This is a genomic window from Thermosynechococcus sp. PKX82 (genome assembly GCF_031583255.1).
Lineage (GTDB): Bacteria > Cyanobacteriota > Cyanobacteriia > Thermosynechococcales > Thermosynechococcaceae > Thermosynechococcus.
On the sequence record NZ_CP134169.1, the window covers coordinates 643,686 to 659,571 of the forward strand.

General features: G+C 53.7%; 14 protein-coding genes, 1 tRNA gene and 1 pseudogene. 8 read left to right on the forward strand and 8 right to left on the reverse strand.

The features are described 5' to 3' along the window. The first annotated feature begins 84 nt into the window (after positions 1–84). The 5 genes and pseudogenes from RHH53_RS03050 to RHH53_RS03075 all read left to right on the forward strand — a co-directional run bounded on the left by RHH53_RS03050 (position 85) and on the right by RHH53_RS03075 (position 5,676). Positions 85–2,060: pseudogene (locus RHH53_RS03050) on the forward strand (long-chain fatty acid--CoA ligase). A 5-nt stretch (positions 2,061–2,065) separates the two neighbouring features. Next, on the forward strand, positions 2,066–2,512 hold the full coding sequence (locus RHH53_RS03060) for a YlqD family protein (RefSeq protein ID WP_399375675.1): 447 nt from the start codon (positions 2,066–2,068) through the stop codon (positions 2,510–2,512). A gap of 65 nt (positions 2,513–2,577) precedes the next feature. Further along, a complete protein-coding gene (locus RHH53_RS03065) occupies positions 2,578–3,852 on the forward strand; it encodes a dihydrolipoamide acetyltransferase family protein (RefSeq protein WP_302677320.1) in 1,275 nt (424 codons plus the stop codon). A 3-nt stretch (positions 3,853–3,855) separates the two neighbouring features. Further along, complete coding sequence (locus tag RHH53_RS03070; protein WP_302677321.1) at positions 3,856–4,503, forward strand: energy-coupling factor ABC transporter ATP-binding protein; 648 nt, start codon at positions 3,856–3,858, stop codon at positions 4,501–4,503. Positions 4,504–4,506: 3 nt separating this feature from the next. Further along, positions 4,507–5,676 (forward strand): glycoside hydrolase family 10 protein, encoded by a 1,170-nt coding sequence (locus RHH53_RS03075; RefSeq protein ID WP_302678813.1) that lies wholly within the window; start codon positions 4,507–4,509, stop codon positions 5,674–5,676. On the opposite strand, the gene ilvB is transcribed toward RHH53_RS03075, so the two are convergent. The 3 genes from ilvB to efp form a co-directional block, all read right to left on the reverse strand. After that, positions 5,673–7,481 carry a biosynthetic-type acetolactate synthase large subunit gene (gene ilvB / locus RHH53_RS03080; protein WP_302677323.1) on the reverse strand — a complete coding sequence of 603 codons (1,809 nt, stop codon included), beginning with the start codon at positions 7,479–7,481 and terminating at the stop codon, positions 5,673–5,675. The two genes, RHH53_RS03075 and ilvB, sit on opposite strands and share 4 nt — an antisense overlap. A 176-nt stretch (positions 7,482–7,657) precedes the next feature. After that, positions 7,658–8,137 carry an acetyl-CoA carboxylase biotin carboxyl carrier protein gene (gene accB / locus RHH53_RS03085; protein WP_206201594.1) on the reverse strand — a complete coding sequence of 160 codons (480 nt, stop codon included), beginning with the start codon at positions 8,135–8,137 and terminating at the stop codon, positions 7,658–7,660. Between the two features lie 11 nt (positions 8,138–8,148). Beyond that, the gene (gene efp, locus RHH53_RS03090) at positions 8,149–8,706 is read right to left on the reverse strand and encodes an elongation factor P (protein WP_149820380.1); all 558 of its coding nucleotides are present in this window, start codon (positions 8,704–8,706) and stop codon (positions 8,149–8,151) included. 183 nt (positions 8,707–8,889) lie between these two features. Here efp and RHH53_RS03095 point away from each other — a divergent pair, with 183 nt between their 5' ends. The 3 genes from RHH53_RS03095 to RHH53_RS03105 are packed head-to-tail and all read left to right on the forward strand — an operon-like array spanning position 8,890 to position 10,934. After that, positions 8,890–9,132 (forward strand): NifU family protein, encoded by a 243-nt coding sequence (locus tag RHH53_RS03095; RefSeq protein ID WP_206201015.1) that lies wholly within the window; start codon positions 8,890–8,892, stop codon positions 9,130–9,132. A gap of 29 nt (positions 9,133–9,161) precedes the next feature. After that, entirely contained in the window at positions 9,162–9,644 is a 483-nt protein-coding gene (locus RHH53_RS03100; RefSeq protein WP_206201016.1) for a CRR6 family NdhI maturation factor, read from the forward strand. Positions 9,645–9,659: 15 nt separating this feature from the next. Beyond that, positions 9,660–10,934: an FGGY-family carbohydrate kinase gene (locus RHH53_RS03105; RefSeq protein WP_302678814.1), complete on the forward strand. Its 1,275-nt coding sequence runs from the start codon at positions 9,660–9,662 to the stop codon at positions 10,932–10,934. Here RHH53_RS03105 and RHH53_RS03110 read toward each other — a convergent pair. The 5 genes from RHH53_RS03110 to RHH53_RS03130 form a co-directional block, all read right to left on the reverse strand. Continuing rightward, the gene (locus RHH53_RS03110) at positions 10,927–12,315 is read right to left on the reverse strand and encodes a GTP-binding protein (protein WP_302678815.1); all 1,389 of its coding nucleotides are present in this window, start codon (positions 12,313–12,315) and stop codon (positions 10,927–10,929) included. The genes RHH53_RS03105 and RHH53_RS03110 overlap by 8 nt on opposite strands. 51 nt (positions 12,316–12,366) lie before the next feature. Continuing rightward, positions 12,367–12,440, reverse strand: a tRNA-Arg gene (locus RHH53_RS03115). A 38-nt stretch (positions 12,441–12,478) separates the two neighbouring features. After that, positions 12,479–13,063, reverse strand: a complete 585-nt coding sequence (locus tag RHH53_RS03120; RefSeq protein WP_302678816.1) for a peroxiredoxin family protein — start codon at positions 13,061–13,063, stop codon at positions 12,479–12,481. Positions 13,064–13,092: 29 nt separating this feature from the next. Beyond that, positions 13,093–14,277, reverse strand: coding sequence for an NAD(P)H-quinone oxidoreductase subunit H (locus RHH53_RS03125; protein ID WP_149820368.1), 1,185 nt, complete (start codon positions 14,275–14,277; stop codon positions 13,093–13,095). A gap of 193 nt (positions 14,278–14,470) precedes the next feature. Further along, positions 14,471–15,760 carry a glucose-1-phosphate adenylyltransferase gene (locus RHH53_RS03130; RefSeq protein WP_302676858.1) on the reverse strand — a complete coding sequence of 430 codons (1,290 nt, stop codon included), beginning with the start codon at positions 15,758–15,760 and terminating at the stop codon, positions 14,471–14,473. Positions 15,761–15,886: the final 126 nt, after the last annotated feature.

Genomic DNA, 15,886 nt, shown 5'->3' on the forward strand with positions numbered 1-15,886 from the left:
TGATCTCACATTGAAATTGTTAAACCTGCATGAGGTGTCCCATTGAGGGTTTATTATCTAGGTGTTGCGTCTGGAGCCAAACCAATGACCAGTGCGGCCTACACCTACACTCCCCCCGGCGGCCTCCCCCAAGATGCCTCGTTACCCGATCACTTTTTGGCCTACAAAACCCTCCAGTCGCTGCCGGAAATTTGGCCTCTCCTAGCGCAACGCCATGGGGAGGTGGTTGCTGTTGATGCGCCCTACGAAGAGCCGGCCACTCGCATTACCTACAGTGAACTCTATCAACGCATTCAACGCTTTGCTGCTGGCCTACAAACGCTGGGTGTCGCTGCCGGCGATCGCGTGGCCTTATTTGCTGACAATAGTCCCCGCTGGCTGATTGCCGATCAAGGCAGTATGATGGCCGGTGCCATTAATGTGGTGCGCAGTGGTACCGCAGAGGCCCAAGAACTTCTCTACATTCTCCGTGATAGTGGGGCAACCCTGCTGCTGATTGAAAACTTGGCCACCTTGCGCAAACTTCAAGAGGGTTTAGCAGAGACAGGGGTGGAAACTGTTGTGCTCTTAAGTGCAGAATCCCCAGAACTTGAGCATTTTCCCCTGCGGCTCTTGAATTTTGGTCAAGTCTTTACGGAAGGACAATATGGCACAGTGCGGGCAGTCGCCATTACCCCCGATGACTTGGCAACGCTGATGTACACCTCCGGTACCACAGGTCAACCCAAGGGCGTGATGGTCACCCATGGGGGGCTACTGAGTCAAATTGTCAATCTCTGGGCAATTGTGCAACCGCAGGTGGGCGATCGCATTCTCAGTATCTTGCCTATTTGGCATGCCTACGAACGGGTGGCCGAATACTTTCTCTTTGCCTGTGGTTGTAGCCAAACCTATACTAACCTCCGTCACTTCAAGAATGACTTAAAACGGTGTAAGCCCCACTACATGATTGCCGTACCTCGTATCTGGGAAGGCTTTTATGAAGGGGTGCAAAAGCAACTGCGCGATGCCCCGGCCACAAAGCGGCGTCTTGCCCAGTTTTTCCTCAGTGTTGGCCAGCAATATGTCCTGCAACGGCGACTGCTCACCGGCCTCAGCCTGACCAACCCCCATCCCAGCGGTTGGCAAAAATTGGTTGCCCGTCTGCAAACCTTTTTCCTCAAGCCTCTCTACGAACTGGGGGAGAAGCGTGTCTATCGCAAAATTCGTGAAGCCACGGGCGGTGAAATTAAACAGGTGATTAGTGGTGGCGGTGCCCTTGCCCCCCATTTGGACACATTCTATGAAGTCATCAACCTAGAAGTGCTAGTGGGCTATGGCCTCACAGAAACGGCTGTGGTACTGACCGCTCGCCGCTCTTGGGCAAATCTACGCGGCTCCGCCGGCCGTCCCATTCCCGATACCGCGATTAAGATTGTGGATCCCGAAACTAAAGCCTCCGTCGAGTTTGGCCAAAAAGGACTGGTGATGGCCAAAGGGCCACAAGTGATGCGCGGCTACTACAACAAACCGGAGGCCACTGCCAAGGTGCTGGATGCTGAGGGCTGGCTTGACACGGGTGACTTGGGCTACCTCACCCCCAATGGCGATTTGGTGCTGACGGGGCGGCAGAAGGACACGATTGTTCTCAGCAACGGCGAAAATATTGAACCGCAGCCCATTGAGGATGCCTGTATCCGCAGCGCCTACATTGACCAGATTTGCTGGTGGGTCAAGATCAAAAAGCCTTGGGTGCCTTGATTGTGCCTAATTTGGAAGCGCTGGAGCAGTGGGTGGCTGCCAAGGGGTACCGGCTAGAGTTGCCGAACCGACCGGCACCAGCAGGCACGGGTGAACTGGTGACGCTGGAGAGCAAAGTGATTATTGATCTCTACCGCCAAGAACTGCTGCGGGAAGTGCAAAATCGCCCCGGCTATCGCCCAGATGATCGCATTGCCACATTTCGCTTTGTCCTCGAACCCTTTACGATAGAGAATGGTCTTTTGACCCAAACCCTAAAAATTCGTCGTCATGTCGTGAGCGATCGCTACCGCGATATGATTAACGCCATGTTTGAGTAATCTCCATGACAGACCCTATGGATACTAAACTGCTCCTGCGGCGCCAAATTATGGTGAAAGCAATCGTCACTCCCGAGTGGAAAGACGATGCCCAAAGGCAGCTTCAGACACAACTAAATCAAGTGGATAGCCAAATTCAGCAGTTGGATTTTCAATTGCAGCAGGTGATTGAGGAACTGCGCAAAAGCACTGAAGCGCCAGACGTAATCAATGCCCGCATTCAAGAGGTTCAAGGGCAAGCCAACAACCAAAAGGCGCAACTGTTGCAGCAAAAAAATCTGATTCTTCAACAATTGGATCAGGTGCAACGCCTCCAAATGGGGCAGGAAGTGGATCAAGGTCAAGTGGATAATTTCTTCTATGTCACTAAAGGAGACAACTTGATCCAAAAAATGCAGGTGGAGATTCTCCTGCGCAATGGCGTCATCGAAGAAATTCGCGGCACGCTCTAACTTTTACCTTTCATTTTTAGTGAATTTGACTCCCTCTCGATTGCCAACCAAGGATAGCAGCCTCTATGATTCGTGAACTGTTCATGCCCGCCCTCAGCTCCACCATGACCGAAGGGAAAATTGTCTCTTGGGTGAAATCTCCCGGCGATAAGGTGGCCAAAGGGGAAACCGTGCTGATTGTGGAATCCGACAAGGCCGATATGGATGTGGAGTCCTTCTACGACGGCTATTTGGCGGTGATTACCGTGCCTGCTGGCGAAGTGGCACCCGTCGGTTCCACCATTGGCCTTGTGGCAGAAACAGAAGCAGAAATTGCGGAAGCAGAGGCAAAGGCGAAGTCCCTTGGTAGCGGCACGAGTGCTGCGACTCCGACGACGACAACCGCGGCGGCCACCACGAATGGCTCCGCAACGGCTCCTGTGGCAGTGGCTTCTCCCACCAGTGCTGTCGCTGCAACTACTGGGCGAGTGATTGCTTCCCCCCGTGCCCGCAAATTGGCCAAGGAACACAAAATTGATTTGCAGACGCTCAAGGGAACGGGCCCCAATGGTCGGATTACCGCCGCTGATGTGGAAGCCTTGATTGGTGCGCCTGCAACTCCCGTTACACCAGTAGCGACACCCCCTGTCCCCACAGCCCCCCCTGCGACTGCCCCGGTCGTCGCCAAAGAGGATCTGGTGCCCCTGACAACGCTACAAAATGCCGTTGTGCGAAATATGGTGGCCAGCCTTGGCATTCCCGACTTCCATGTGGCCTACACGATTACAACGGATGCGTTGGATCGGCTGTACCAGCAAATCAAGTCAAAAGGGGTGACAATGACGGCGCTCCTTGCCAAGGCGATCGCCCTGACGCTGCAAAAACACCCGATCATGAATGCCTATTACACAGAGCAAGGGATTCAATATCGCCGCGACATTAACATTGCTGTGGCTGTGGCGATGCCGGGAGGGGGGCTGATTACACCGGTGTTGAAGAACGCTGATCAAATTGACATCTACAGCCTCTCGCGCACTTGGAAAGACTTGGTGGAGCGGGCGCGCGCCAAGCAACTGCAACCTGAGGAGTACAGCACAGGTACCTTTAGTCTCTCCAATTTAGGCATGTTCGGGGTTGACTTCTTCGACGCCATTCTCACCCCCGGTCAAGGAGCCATTATGGCGGTGGGGGCGTCGCGTCCAACGGTGGTTGCCACCGAGGATGGCCTGCTGGGGGTGAAACGGCAGATGAAGGTGAATATCACCTGTGATCACCGTGTGATCTATGGTGCCGATGCTGCCGCTTTCCTGCAGGATTTGGCGAAACTGATTGAAACCAATCCCCAAGCCCTGACGCTCTAAACTGTGACTGCCCTGCTGGAAATCAGGGATCTCCATTTTGGCTATGGGGCAACCCCCTCACTACTCCAAGGGATTGATCTCACGGTGCAGGGGAGCGATCGCCTAGGCATCATGGGGGACAATGGTTCTGGCAAAACCACACTTCTGCTGCTCTGTGCGGCTGTTCTTGCGCCACAGCGGGGAACGATCACCTGCTTGGGACAGTCAGTGGTGGCTGGACAGTTTCAACCGGCGGTGGGGGTCGTGCTGCAACATCCAGCGGATCAGTTAATTGGGGCTACCGTGGCCGAGGATGTCGCCTTTGGCCCTGAAAACTTGGGCTGTCCGACCGCAGAAGTGCAGCAGCGAGTTGACCAAGCCTTGGTCAAGACAGGAACCAGTCACTTGGCCAATCGCATGCCCCATCAACTGTCGGGCGGCGAACAACGCATGGTGGCGATCGCGGGCATTTTAGCCATGCAGCCCCAGTTGATTCTCTATGATGAACCCACGGCCTTTTTGGATCAGCGAAGTTGTGGCACGTTGATCGAGTTTTTGCAGGCGGATACCACCCCCGGTCTCATCGTCAGTCATGACCCTGCATTTTTACGCAGAGTCTGTACTCAGATTTTTCTCCTAGAGTCAGGACATCTCCGTCCACTGGCGTTGTAACCTATGCTGCATCGTCGCGTTTGGCTGTTATTTTTTCTCTTCTGTTGGAGTTTGTGTTGGACGATTTGGCCAGTACAGGCAAAAAACTCAACGCTGATTCGCGGCGTCTGGCTGACAACCAATGATTTACCGATCCTGCGCGATCGCCCGCGGTTGGAGGCAACCCTCAATGATTTACAGCGGTTGAACTTCAACACTCTCTATCCCGTTGTTTGGAACTCTGGCTATGTCAGTTTCCCCAGTGCCACGGCCAAGAATCTGGGCATCCAACCCTTTGTCCTGCGGGGAATCCAAGACTACGACATTCTCGGAGAACTCACCCAGCAGGCGCACTGCCGTAATCTCTTGGTCATTCCTTGGTTTGAATTTGGCTTCATGGTGCCAGAAACCTCAGAACTCGCCCTTGGCCATCCAGACTGGCTTACCCAAGGGGTCAATGGTCAAACCACTCGCTTAACGGCGGCCGGGGAAGTGGCGTGGCTCAATCCCTTTCATCCGCAGGTACAAGCCTTTCTCACTAGTATTGTCCTTGAGGTGCTGCGGCAGTATCCAGTGGATGGTGTACAGTTTGATGACCACCTCAGCCTGCCCGTGGAGTTTGGCTATGATGACTACACCCGTGCCCTCTATCAGCAGGAAACCCAAAACCCCGTTCCCGAGAATCCCCGTGATCCCGACTGGATGCGCTGGCGTGCCGACAAACTCACCGCCTTTGTGCAAACGTTGCGGCAGCAGGTCAAACAAGAATTTCCCAATGCCATTTTTTCCGTCTCACCGACCACATTGCCCACCGCCTACCAGACATTTCTCCAAGATTGGCCGCAGTGGGTCGCCCTCGGACTCCTCGATGAAGTGATTGTACAAGTCTATCGCTACAATCTTGCCAGCTTTGTACAGCAGTTGACTCAGCCGGAGATGCTCCACGCCCAAGCCAAAATTCCCACCGCCGTTGGTGTCCTTACAGGGCTACGTACCAACCCTGTGCCCATCGAACTGGTGGATGCTAAGGTAGAAGCCGCGCTGCGATCAGGGTTAGGGGTGTCCTTTTTCTCCTTTGAGACGTTATGGGGGCGTGGTCCTGAACCGCGCGATCGCCGCCAAAATACACTTCGCTTCCATTTTCGCCAGCCCCTGCCAAGGCGATTGTTTGCTCAAGCCTGTCCAACTCCCTAGAGCTTACTGCCGCACTCTGGACAAAAGCGATGGGTCGAAATTGTCTTTGCCCCACAGTTGGCGCAGTAGATCAATTCGGCAGCCTTTTCCAGCACCTTCCGTTCCGGCAGCCCCAGCATTTGGGAGTTGGCCTTGCCGGGGGCCACCATCGGGTAGCAATTTTCATCGCGGGTGACATGGGCATCCAGTAGCACGGGGCCATCGTAGGCCAAAACCTCTTGGACAATTGCATCCAAATCGTGGCGATCGCTCACCCGCAACCCCTTAACCCCGTAGGCCTCCGCCAATTTCACAAAATCGGGCATCCCCTTGGCCATATTGGAATGGGAATAACGCTCCTCGTAAAAGGCTTGCTGCCACTGGCGCACCATTCCCTGCCAAAAATTGTTAATAATCACCGTCTTGACAGCAATACCGTACTGAGCCAATGTGGCCAACTCTTGGGAATTCATTTGAAAACTGGCATCGCCACTAATACAGATCACCTGTTGATCGGGTAGTGCCACCTTCACCCCCATTGCTGCGGGCATGCCAAAGCCCATCGTGCCCAAGCCAGCACTGGAGATCCAACGCCGAGGGCCATTTTTCAGGAATTGCGCTGCCCACATCTGGTGCTGACCCACATCAGTCGTGTAGTAGGCATCAGGCGCATGGCGGCCAAAGGCAACAATCACCTCTTGGGGTGAGAGTTCACCACTGGGCTGCGGCACGACAAGGGGATAGTCCTCTTTCCAGACCTTGATGCGCTCGAGCCACGCTTGGGTGACGGGTTCAATGGCTTCACCACTGTCTTCAATGTGCTTGAGGAGTTGCTGCAGCACCGGTTTAACGCTGCCAACAATCGGCACATCCGGCACGCGGTTTTTGCCCACCTCGGCAGGATCAATGTCAATGTGAATCACCTTAGCGCGGGAGGCAAATTCATCCAGCTTACCGGTGACGCGATCGTCAAACCGCGCCCCCACGGCAATTAATAGATCACACTCACTGACGGCAAAGTTGGCATAGGCGGTGCCATGCATCCCCAACATACCCACGGAGAGGGGATGGGACTCAGGAAACGCCCCCTTGCCCATCAGGGTTGTTGTCACCGGAATCTGGAATAGCTCGGCTAACCTGAGCACCTCCTCGTGAGCACCCGCTGTAATTGCACCGCCGCCCACATAGAGCAAGGGTCGCTTGGCCTCACGAATCAGTTGAACCGCTTGGGCAATTTGGCGGACATTGCCGCGAATCGTGGGACGATAGCCCCTTAGCTTGACTTGCCCCGGCTCGATCGGTTCATACTCACAGACTTCTAGGCCGACATCCTTGGGAATATCCACAAGCACAGGCCCTGGCCGACCGGTGGTGGCAATGTAAATGGCTTCAGCAACAATCCGTGCCATGTCCTTGGCTTCGCGCACGACGTAGGAGTGCTTGACAATCGGCAGCGTAATGCCAAAGATATCCGTTTCCTGAAAGGCATCGGTACCAATGGCGGAGCGAGGCACCTGACCGGTAATTACCAGCAGCGGAATGGAATCCATGTGGGCTGTGGCAATGCCTGTCACTAAGTTCGTCGCCCCCGGCCCTGAAGTACCAAAACACACCCCCACTTGACCTGTGGCACGAGCGTAGCCGTCAGCGGCATGGGCTGCCCCCTGTTCGTGGCGTACCAGAATGTGCTGAATGATTCCCTTTGACTCAGCACGGTACAGTTCATCATAAATCGGTAAGATTGCGCCACCAGGATAGCCAAAAATATGCTTAACGCCGTGACGGCATAGGGTATCAATAAGAATGTATGCTCCAGTTGCTTGCACAGGCCAACCTCGTCAGGCAGTGGTGGTAGATGTTTCTAAATTCTAATTTTTCAATTAGGGTCTCGGCAAGAGCGCAAAGGCTTGAAAGCATTGAATTCTTGGCCTTAAACTCCTCGATGCTTAACATATCTTTACAATTAGTAGCTGCCTCTCCTTGCTGAAAGAACGCTGTTGATTTAGTTAGGTAAAATGCGCATTAAGGTTTGGCCATACTCAATTGGTTCAGCATTTTGCACCAAAATTTCCACCACTTGGCCATTAACTTCGGCTTCAATTTCATTCATCAGCTTCATGGCTTCAATGATGCAAACCACTTGGCCTTTTTTGACTGTATCGCCCACTTCGACAAAAGGGGGTTCATCGGGAGCGGGGGCACGATAAAAGGTACCTACCATTGGCGCCACAATATCCACGGTTTTACGGTTGGCGGGAGGTGGCGTTGGTTCCGGATCGGGGGTAACAGCTGGAGGGGGCACAGGGGTGGGCGTGACGGTTGATGCAGGAGCTGGAGCCACAACCACGGGGGCGCTGCCACTGATCTGCTCACGCTTGCGGAGTTGAAGTTCCAGTTCGCCACTCTTAAGGTTGAGTTCGGTGACGCTGGTTTGGTCAAACATTAGTAGCAGTTCGCGTACTTGGTTGAGGTCAAGCTCCACACCCATTACTCCTATTCGCGGCCAAGATACGTATCTGAGCGAGTATCAATGCGAATCCGCTCGCCGACAGAGATAAATAACGGTACCATGACTTGGGCACCGGTTTCGACAATGGCGGGTTTCGATCCACCAGTGGCAGTATCCCCTTTAACCCCCGGATCGGTTTGCACCACTTCTAAAACAACGGAGTTGGGTAGCTCCACCTCAAGGACTTGCTCACCCCATTTGACAATATTGACTTCCATGCCTTCTTTGAGATACTTGGCGCGATCGCCCATTTGTGCGGGCGTGAGGCGAGCCTCTTCATAGCTTTCCATGTCCATAAAGACATAGTCTTCGCCATCTTTGTAGGTATGCTGCATGGTGCGTTTTTCAAGGGTGGCTTGGGGAACGGTCTCGCCGGCGCGGAAGGTGCGCTCAATCACGTTGCCCGTTTGCACATTCTTCAATTTTGTGCGCACAAAGGCTGAGCCTTTACCGGGTTTGACGTGCAAAAATTCGACGACTCGCCAGACGGCACCATCCAGCTCAATACTTACACCGGGGCGAAAATCATTACTGGAAATCATGTCCTACCGTGCAGTTCACCAAGCTATTATTGTATCCTTGAGCGTTGCCCTTCCTAAACATTGTTCAGCAGATTTCCCTAGAGTCAGATCCATTGCCATCCCTTGCAATTCCCAAAGGGCGATCGCCCATGGGGATGATAAACTGAAGCTGTTAATCTCATTCATGATCCAAGGACACTAACAATGGCTGCAACCCTTGAACTCAGTCAAGAAAACGTCGAAAAAGTCCTTGATGAGCTCCGTCCTTACCTGATGGCCGATGGCGGTAATGTGGAATTGGTGGAAATCGAAGGGCCGGTGGTACGGCTGCGCTTACAGGGTGCCTGTGGTGCTTGTCCCAGTTCGACGATGACACTGCGCATGGGTATTGAGCGCAAGTTAAAAGAAGCGATTCCAGAGATTGCTGAAGTCCAACAGGTTCTTTAATCTCGCTGGCTGCTGGGGAGAGATAGAACGTGGCGATCGCGATCCAGTTAACGCCAGATCAGATTGATCGTCTCGATTTATCTCCCCTGCAACAAGTCCTTGCTCCTCTGATTGCAGAGCGGCGGCTTTTAGAGCATCACCAAGCGCTGCGTTTTCTTATTGATTATCCTCGGCCAGCGGATGAACCTGATCTAGAGCTTTCGGAATTGCCAGCTGTGCGCCTGTGGTTCATTCGTGCTGATGTCTGCTACCCATGGTTGCCCTATTTACTGGATTGGTCAGCAGGTGAGTTGGTGCGCTATGGGGCAATGCTGGTGCCCCACGAATTTCATCCGCAGCAGGGTATTATCTTCAACCCCCAAGCCCTTGATATTTTTGTGATGGCCAAGGTCTTTACCCTTTGGCAATGGCTTCAGGGACAGGGCTATCCTGCTGCTGAAAAAATTAAAGGCATGGCAGCGATGTTTGGCTATGAGCTAGATACGGCTCTTTTTGACCTCCTTGAGTTTTGAAGGCTCCCTAGCGCTATGGCGGTCATCGCACTGGGGATTGATTTTGGTACCTCGGGAGCGCGGGCGATCGCCATCGATCCTGAAGGCAAGATTCTCGCCACTGCCCGTCGTCCGTTGCACCAGCCCGATCGCCCCCAAGAATGGGCGGCAACTCTGCGGGCGTTGATTTTAGATATTCCAAGCGCTATCCGTCAGCAAATTCAGCGGATTGCTATTGATGCCACCTCTAGCACCGTTTTCCTCTGTGATGCTCAGGGGCAGCCCTGCTCACCCGTTCTCCTCTACAACGACGATCGCGCCCAAGATCAGGTTCAAACGCTGCGGCAGATTTTAACCACGGATCACCTAGTCCTGAGTGCCACCAGTAGTCTCGTTAAGCTGTTGTGGCTCCAGACCCACTACCCCACGGTCAACGCTGTTTTGGTACACCAAGCGGATTGGCTGGCCTTTTTGCTCCATGGTCAACTGGGCATTTCCGACTGGCACAATGCCCTGAAGTTGGGCTATGACCCGGCAAAGGAAGCTTACCCCGACTGGTTCAGCCACCCCACGCTTGCGTCCTTGCAGCCCCTGCTCCCTAAGGTCATTCCCCCCGGTACAGTTCTGGGAAAGGTCACAGCCACCGATTTAGGCTTGTCTTTAGAGTGTGAGGTGTGTGCCGGTACCACCGATAGCATTGCCGCCTTTTTAGCGAGTGGTGCCTCGGAGGTGGGTGAGGCGGTGACATCTTTGGGGTCAACCCTTGTGCTCAAGCTCTTGAGTGCCTCTAGGGTAGAGGATTTGGCAGCAGGTATCTACAGTCATCGCTTGGGCGATCGCAGCTCGCGCGCCGTAGGCGATCGCTGGCTAGTCGGGGGTGCCTCCAACTGTGGCGCCGCAATTTTAGCCCAGTTTTTTACCCCAGCGGAACTAGAGCGCCTCAGCGCCCAAATAGATGTCAATCAACCCACGGGGTTGGACTACTATCCTCTGCTCAAGCGGGGTGAGCGCTTTCCCATCAACGATCCGCATCTTGAACCGCGCCTAGAACCCCGACCCGACGACCCTCGCCTCTTTTTGCAGGGACTTCTCGAAAGTCTCAGCCGCATTGAAGCCCAAGGCTATCAACAATTACAACGTCTGGGTGCCTCGCCCTTGAAACGGGTCTGGACGGCGGGGGGCGGTGCCCGTAATCCCGCATGGTTAGCCCTCCGCCAGCAATACCTAGGGGTTCCCGTGGCCGTTTCACCTCAAACAGAGGCCGCCTATGGCGCCGCCCGTCTGGCTCAAGCAGGCCTGAATTTTAACTAGGGTAGAGTTGGGCCTGAATTTCTGACTTCAGCCGATTGAGGATATGGCGCTGATCCAACTGGCTGAGGATTTGTTGCACTACGGTTTTCGGCCCAGCAGTTCCCCAGCCTGCGCCGTTGGCAAAGTAGGTTTTGGCTACTTGTCCCATCGTATAGGAGGCAAAGCCAGCAATCCCCGCTTGGGTCATGGCGACTGAGAGGTAAGGGCCAAAGGCAATGCCGCCACTCATGGGTGTAGCTAATCCCAACAGTCCCTTGAGGGAACTGAGTCCTAAGTTGACAGCAAATTCCCCTAAACTGATGCTGCCCATGGCGAGGGCGATTGTTTGTAATAGCTCCCTGGCGCCTGCTTCTGTGAGTTCAATGCCGTAGAGGCGCGAGAGTAGTTGAATCGTGGTCAAGTCAATGACGGCACTGCTGACCATATCGAGCACGGTAACAGGGTTGAGGGCGATCGCCAGCGCCTTGGCGACAGCTCCTTTCCAAATCAGTTGGTTGGCCTCCTGATCCCGCAGTTCCAGCTTGTAGCGGGCTAATTCTTCACTGACTTTATTGGCAAAAAGCATTGAGTTCAGGGCAATCAGGGCCTTCCCTTCGCGATTGAGCACCTCCAAGATCTTTTGCTTCAGGGGTTCCACTTGGGGAGCACCGACGGTCATTTTCACCTGTACTCGTCCTTGGCGATCGCGATTCACTTGGGGGACAAGGGGCGCTGCCGCTACCATGACAATCTCTTCGGGGGAGAGGAGTTCTTTGACGCGCTCATCGCGGATTTTGTTATAGATGGCCTCGCGATCCGCCTCTGGATACTGATCCACTTTGTTAAACACTAGAATCATCGGCTTGCCTGCCTGCCGCAACTCACTGAGGGCTTGGTACTCAAGACGGGTCAAATCCCCGGCAATGACAAAGAGAATCAAATCCGCTTGGGCTGCTACCTCCCGTGCCAGTTGCTCCCGTGCGGCGCCATTGACTTCGTCTAACCCCGGTGTATCAATGAGGCGGATGGGATTGCCACGCTGAGCTTCCGAAATTTGCCACAGGGCACTGGCTTCTTCTTGAGTGACGCCATGAATCGGCCCAGTCGCAAAGTAGGGTTCCCCTAGCAGCGCATTTAGTAGGGAGGACTTTCCCCGCCCCACCATACCAAAGACGGCAATTTGCACGACACCATAGTGGAGCTTGTCGAGCATTGCTTCGAGGTCAGCGATCGCGCGGGCGAGGGAGGCTTTTTCGCTGCCAGTCGCTTTGCACTCGAACAGGAGTTTTTCAAGGGCACTTTTGGCCGCTTCATAGCTGCGGGCGCTTTGATAATCATCAAGGTCATCAATCGTGCCTTGAAGTTCCTTCAGCAGAGAATTCGCTGGCGATCGCTCTATCACAGATGCAACACTGACGTTACAAAGATTCGCTTTTTATTCTAAGGGCAAGAACGGGACTGGTGCGATTTGAACGCACGACCTAGCGCTTAGGAGGCGCTCGCTCTATCCGACTGAGCTACAGCCCCAAAGAGATACCTTCTATCCTAGCGAGTTTTGATCGCCCCTAAGCTGCTGTCGCCACTGTTGCCCTCAGGGCATCAATTTCCTGAAACAAGCGCTCTAGGGGTGCATTGGGTTCTAAAAACGAGAAGAGATGCTTGTAGCGCAGCTTACCTTCCTGATCAATGAGAAACTGTGCGGGCAGTGGTGCCCCCAAGGCTTGACCCGTGCGGTATTTGCGAAAGACTTGGCAACTGGGGTCATAGAGCAGGGGCATCTTCAAGGCCATATCGTCCTTGACCTTTTGACTTTGCTGGGCATCGGTACTGGTGATCACAAGAACGGCTACTCCCTTGCCTTGGAATGTTTCATAGTGTTCATTCAAGGCCTTGAGATAGGGGTAGCACAGCGGACAGTATTGATGCTCCGTAAAGATACGAGTAAACACCAGTAGGAGCGGCTGCTCTTGCCACACCGTTGAGAAGCGCACGGGCACGGTTAGCCCTACGCCGGGTAGCTCCCAATCAGGAACCACTGCACCCCGCTGTAGTTGATTTTGGGGTGGCAGTGGCCACGCGTTCTGCCAAAACCGCTCATTAAAGAGGCCACTGAAGTTGGTGGAGGTAAAAAACGGTAATTGAACAGCCATGGCGCCCTCGCTGGTGGCTCAACATTTTCCTAGCGATCGACAGATCCCATAATCACATCGATACTGCCAAGGATAGCAACAATATCCGCCACTTTCATCCCCTTCAGCAACTGGGGCAGGACTTGCAGGTTATTGAAATCCGGTGGACGAATCTTCCAGCGCCAAGGGAAAACATTATCATCGCCAATCAGGTAAATCCCTAGCTCCCCTTTCCCCGATTCAACCCGCACATAGTGTTCGCCTTTGGGAATTTTGAAGGTGGGAGCCAGCTTCTTGCCGATGTATTGGTAGTCAAAGCCATTCCACTCCGACTTGGCACCCTCGAGCATCCGCTTGGCTTCGAGGTTTTCGTAGGGACCACCGGGCAAACCATCCAAGGCTTGGCGAATGATTTTCACCGATTCGCGCATTTCTTGAATACGGACAATGTAGCGGGCAAGGCAATCACCTTCTGTGGCCACAGGTACATCCCAGTCAAAGTCGTCATAGCACTCGTAGTGATCCACCTTGCGCAGATCCCACTTCACCCCAGAGGCACGGAGCATCGGCCCCGATAGCCCCCAGTTGATGGCATCCTCACGGCTAATTTTGCCCACCCCCTGTAAGCGACGCACAAAGATGGGGTTGTTGGTGATCAGGCGCTCGTACTCATCCACTTTGGGCAGGAAGTAATCGCAAAAGTCGCGGCACTTGGTTACCCAGCCATAGGTGAGGTCGGCGGCCACTCCCCCCATGCGGAAGTAGTTGTTGTTGATGAAGCGCATGCCTGTGGCAGCTTCAAAGAGATCGTAGATGTATTCCCGCTCACGGAAGATGTAGAAAAAGGGTGTCTGGGCACCGACATCCGCCAAGAAGGGGCCTAACCACAGCAGGTGATTGGCAATGCGGTTCAACTCCAGCATGATTACGCGGATATAGCTGGCGCGTTTGGGCACAGGAATACCAGCCAACTTTTCGGGAGCGTTGACGGTAACCGCTTCGTTAAACATCCCGGCGGCGTAGTCCCAACGACTCACGTAGGGGATGAACATAATGTTGGTGCGGTTTTCAGCAATTTTCTCCATGCCGCGATGGAGGTAGCCAATCACCGGCTCGCAGTCAATCACATCTTCGCCATCAAGGGTCACCATTAACCGCAAGACCCCGTGCATTGAGGGATGGTGCGGCCCCATGTTGATGACCATGGGTTCTGTGCGAGTCTCTATCGTGGGCATAGATGGCAGTTCCGCTAGAGGGTTGGACGCTTACTTTACAGCCCTTTTCTAAAATGTGGCATACATGAAGGGAGTGCAATTTCCTCCCATAGTGGCTTTCGCGGTTTTAAGCCTGTTCCATCTGTGAAAAGGGCTGTTCTTTTGATATGCTACACAGGTTTTCCCCGCTTGCCAATTCAAATTTGCTTATGGCTTAGATAACGGTGCCATCGGGGATCATGGCATTTTTGATAATCACCACCACCCCGCTGCGGATATAAAATCCTTGATCTTCACGGTTGGATTCTTCAACATGGTCTTTGTTGATGATTTTGACATCGTGGCCAATGGAGGCATTTTTATCGACAATTGCCCCGCGAATGACACTGTTGGCACCAATGCCGATGGGAATTTTATGTTGCAACAGGAGCTGGCTGCGCTGCGCCGAGTCTTGGTAGTAGTCGGCGCCCATCAGCAGGGAATGATCAATGACACAACCGGATTCTACGCGCGATCTCACCCCCAAAACGGAATGGTGAACTTGGCATTCCTTAAGAATGCAGCCCTCGCTAATGATTGACTCGGTGATCGTGCAACTGAGAATCTTACTGGGGGGTAAATAGCGGGGACGGGTGTAGATGGGGGCGTTTTCGTCGTAGAAGCTAAAGGGTGGTTGGGGTTGTTGGGTGAGGGCAAGGTTAGCCTCGTAGAAGGATCCAATCGTGCCAATATCTTCCCAGTAGCCATTAAAGACGTAGGTTTGGACAAGATGAGAACGGGTCGCAGCGGGAATGATTTCCTTGCCAAAGTCCGTGGCATCGGCCATCTGTTGCAGCAGATCAATCAGCACTTGCCGCTTAAAGACATAAATCCCCATTGAGGCAATGTAGGGTTTGCGATGGGCTTCCTCGGCACTAAGGCCATAGCGGGTTGTGTCCACGCGCATATCCCGTAGGGCATCACCGCTGGGTTTTTCGCGGAATTCAATAACTCGCCCTGTGCCATCTACCTTAATCAAGCCAAAGCCAGAGGCGGCTTTTTCATCGACGGGCAAGACGGAGAGGGTAATATCGGCGCCCGTTTCGCGATGGCGCTGCACAAAAAGGCGATAGTCCATGCGGTAGAGGTGATCTCCTGAAAGAATCAGGTATTCATCCACGTCCCAATCGGCTAACAGCCACAGGTATTGACGCACCGCATCGGCAGTGCCCTGAAACCAGTTGGGATTTTCTGGGGTTTGTTGCGCTGCTAACACTTCGACAAAGCCGCCCGTCAAGCCGGGGAAGGTATAGGTACGAGCAATATGACGGTTGAGGGAGGCCGAGTTGAATTGGGTAAGGACGTAAATGTTATTGATTTCGGAGTTGATGCAATTGCTCACAGGAATATCAATGAGGCGATATTTTCCAGCAAGGGGAACCGCAGGCTTGGCTCGACGCTTGGTCAAGGGATAGAGACGTGTGCCGGCACCGCCCCCAAGGATAATCGCCAAGACTCGTTTCATTGAAAACTCCATCTGAACAGCCACATCAACAGTGTACGCTGTGGTGGCACTTCTCTTTGCGAAGGGGACGCTTTTTGGTAAAGAAGCCGCGCAATGGCATGATAATGATACTTGGTCGTTGATCCC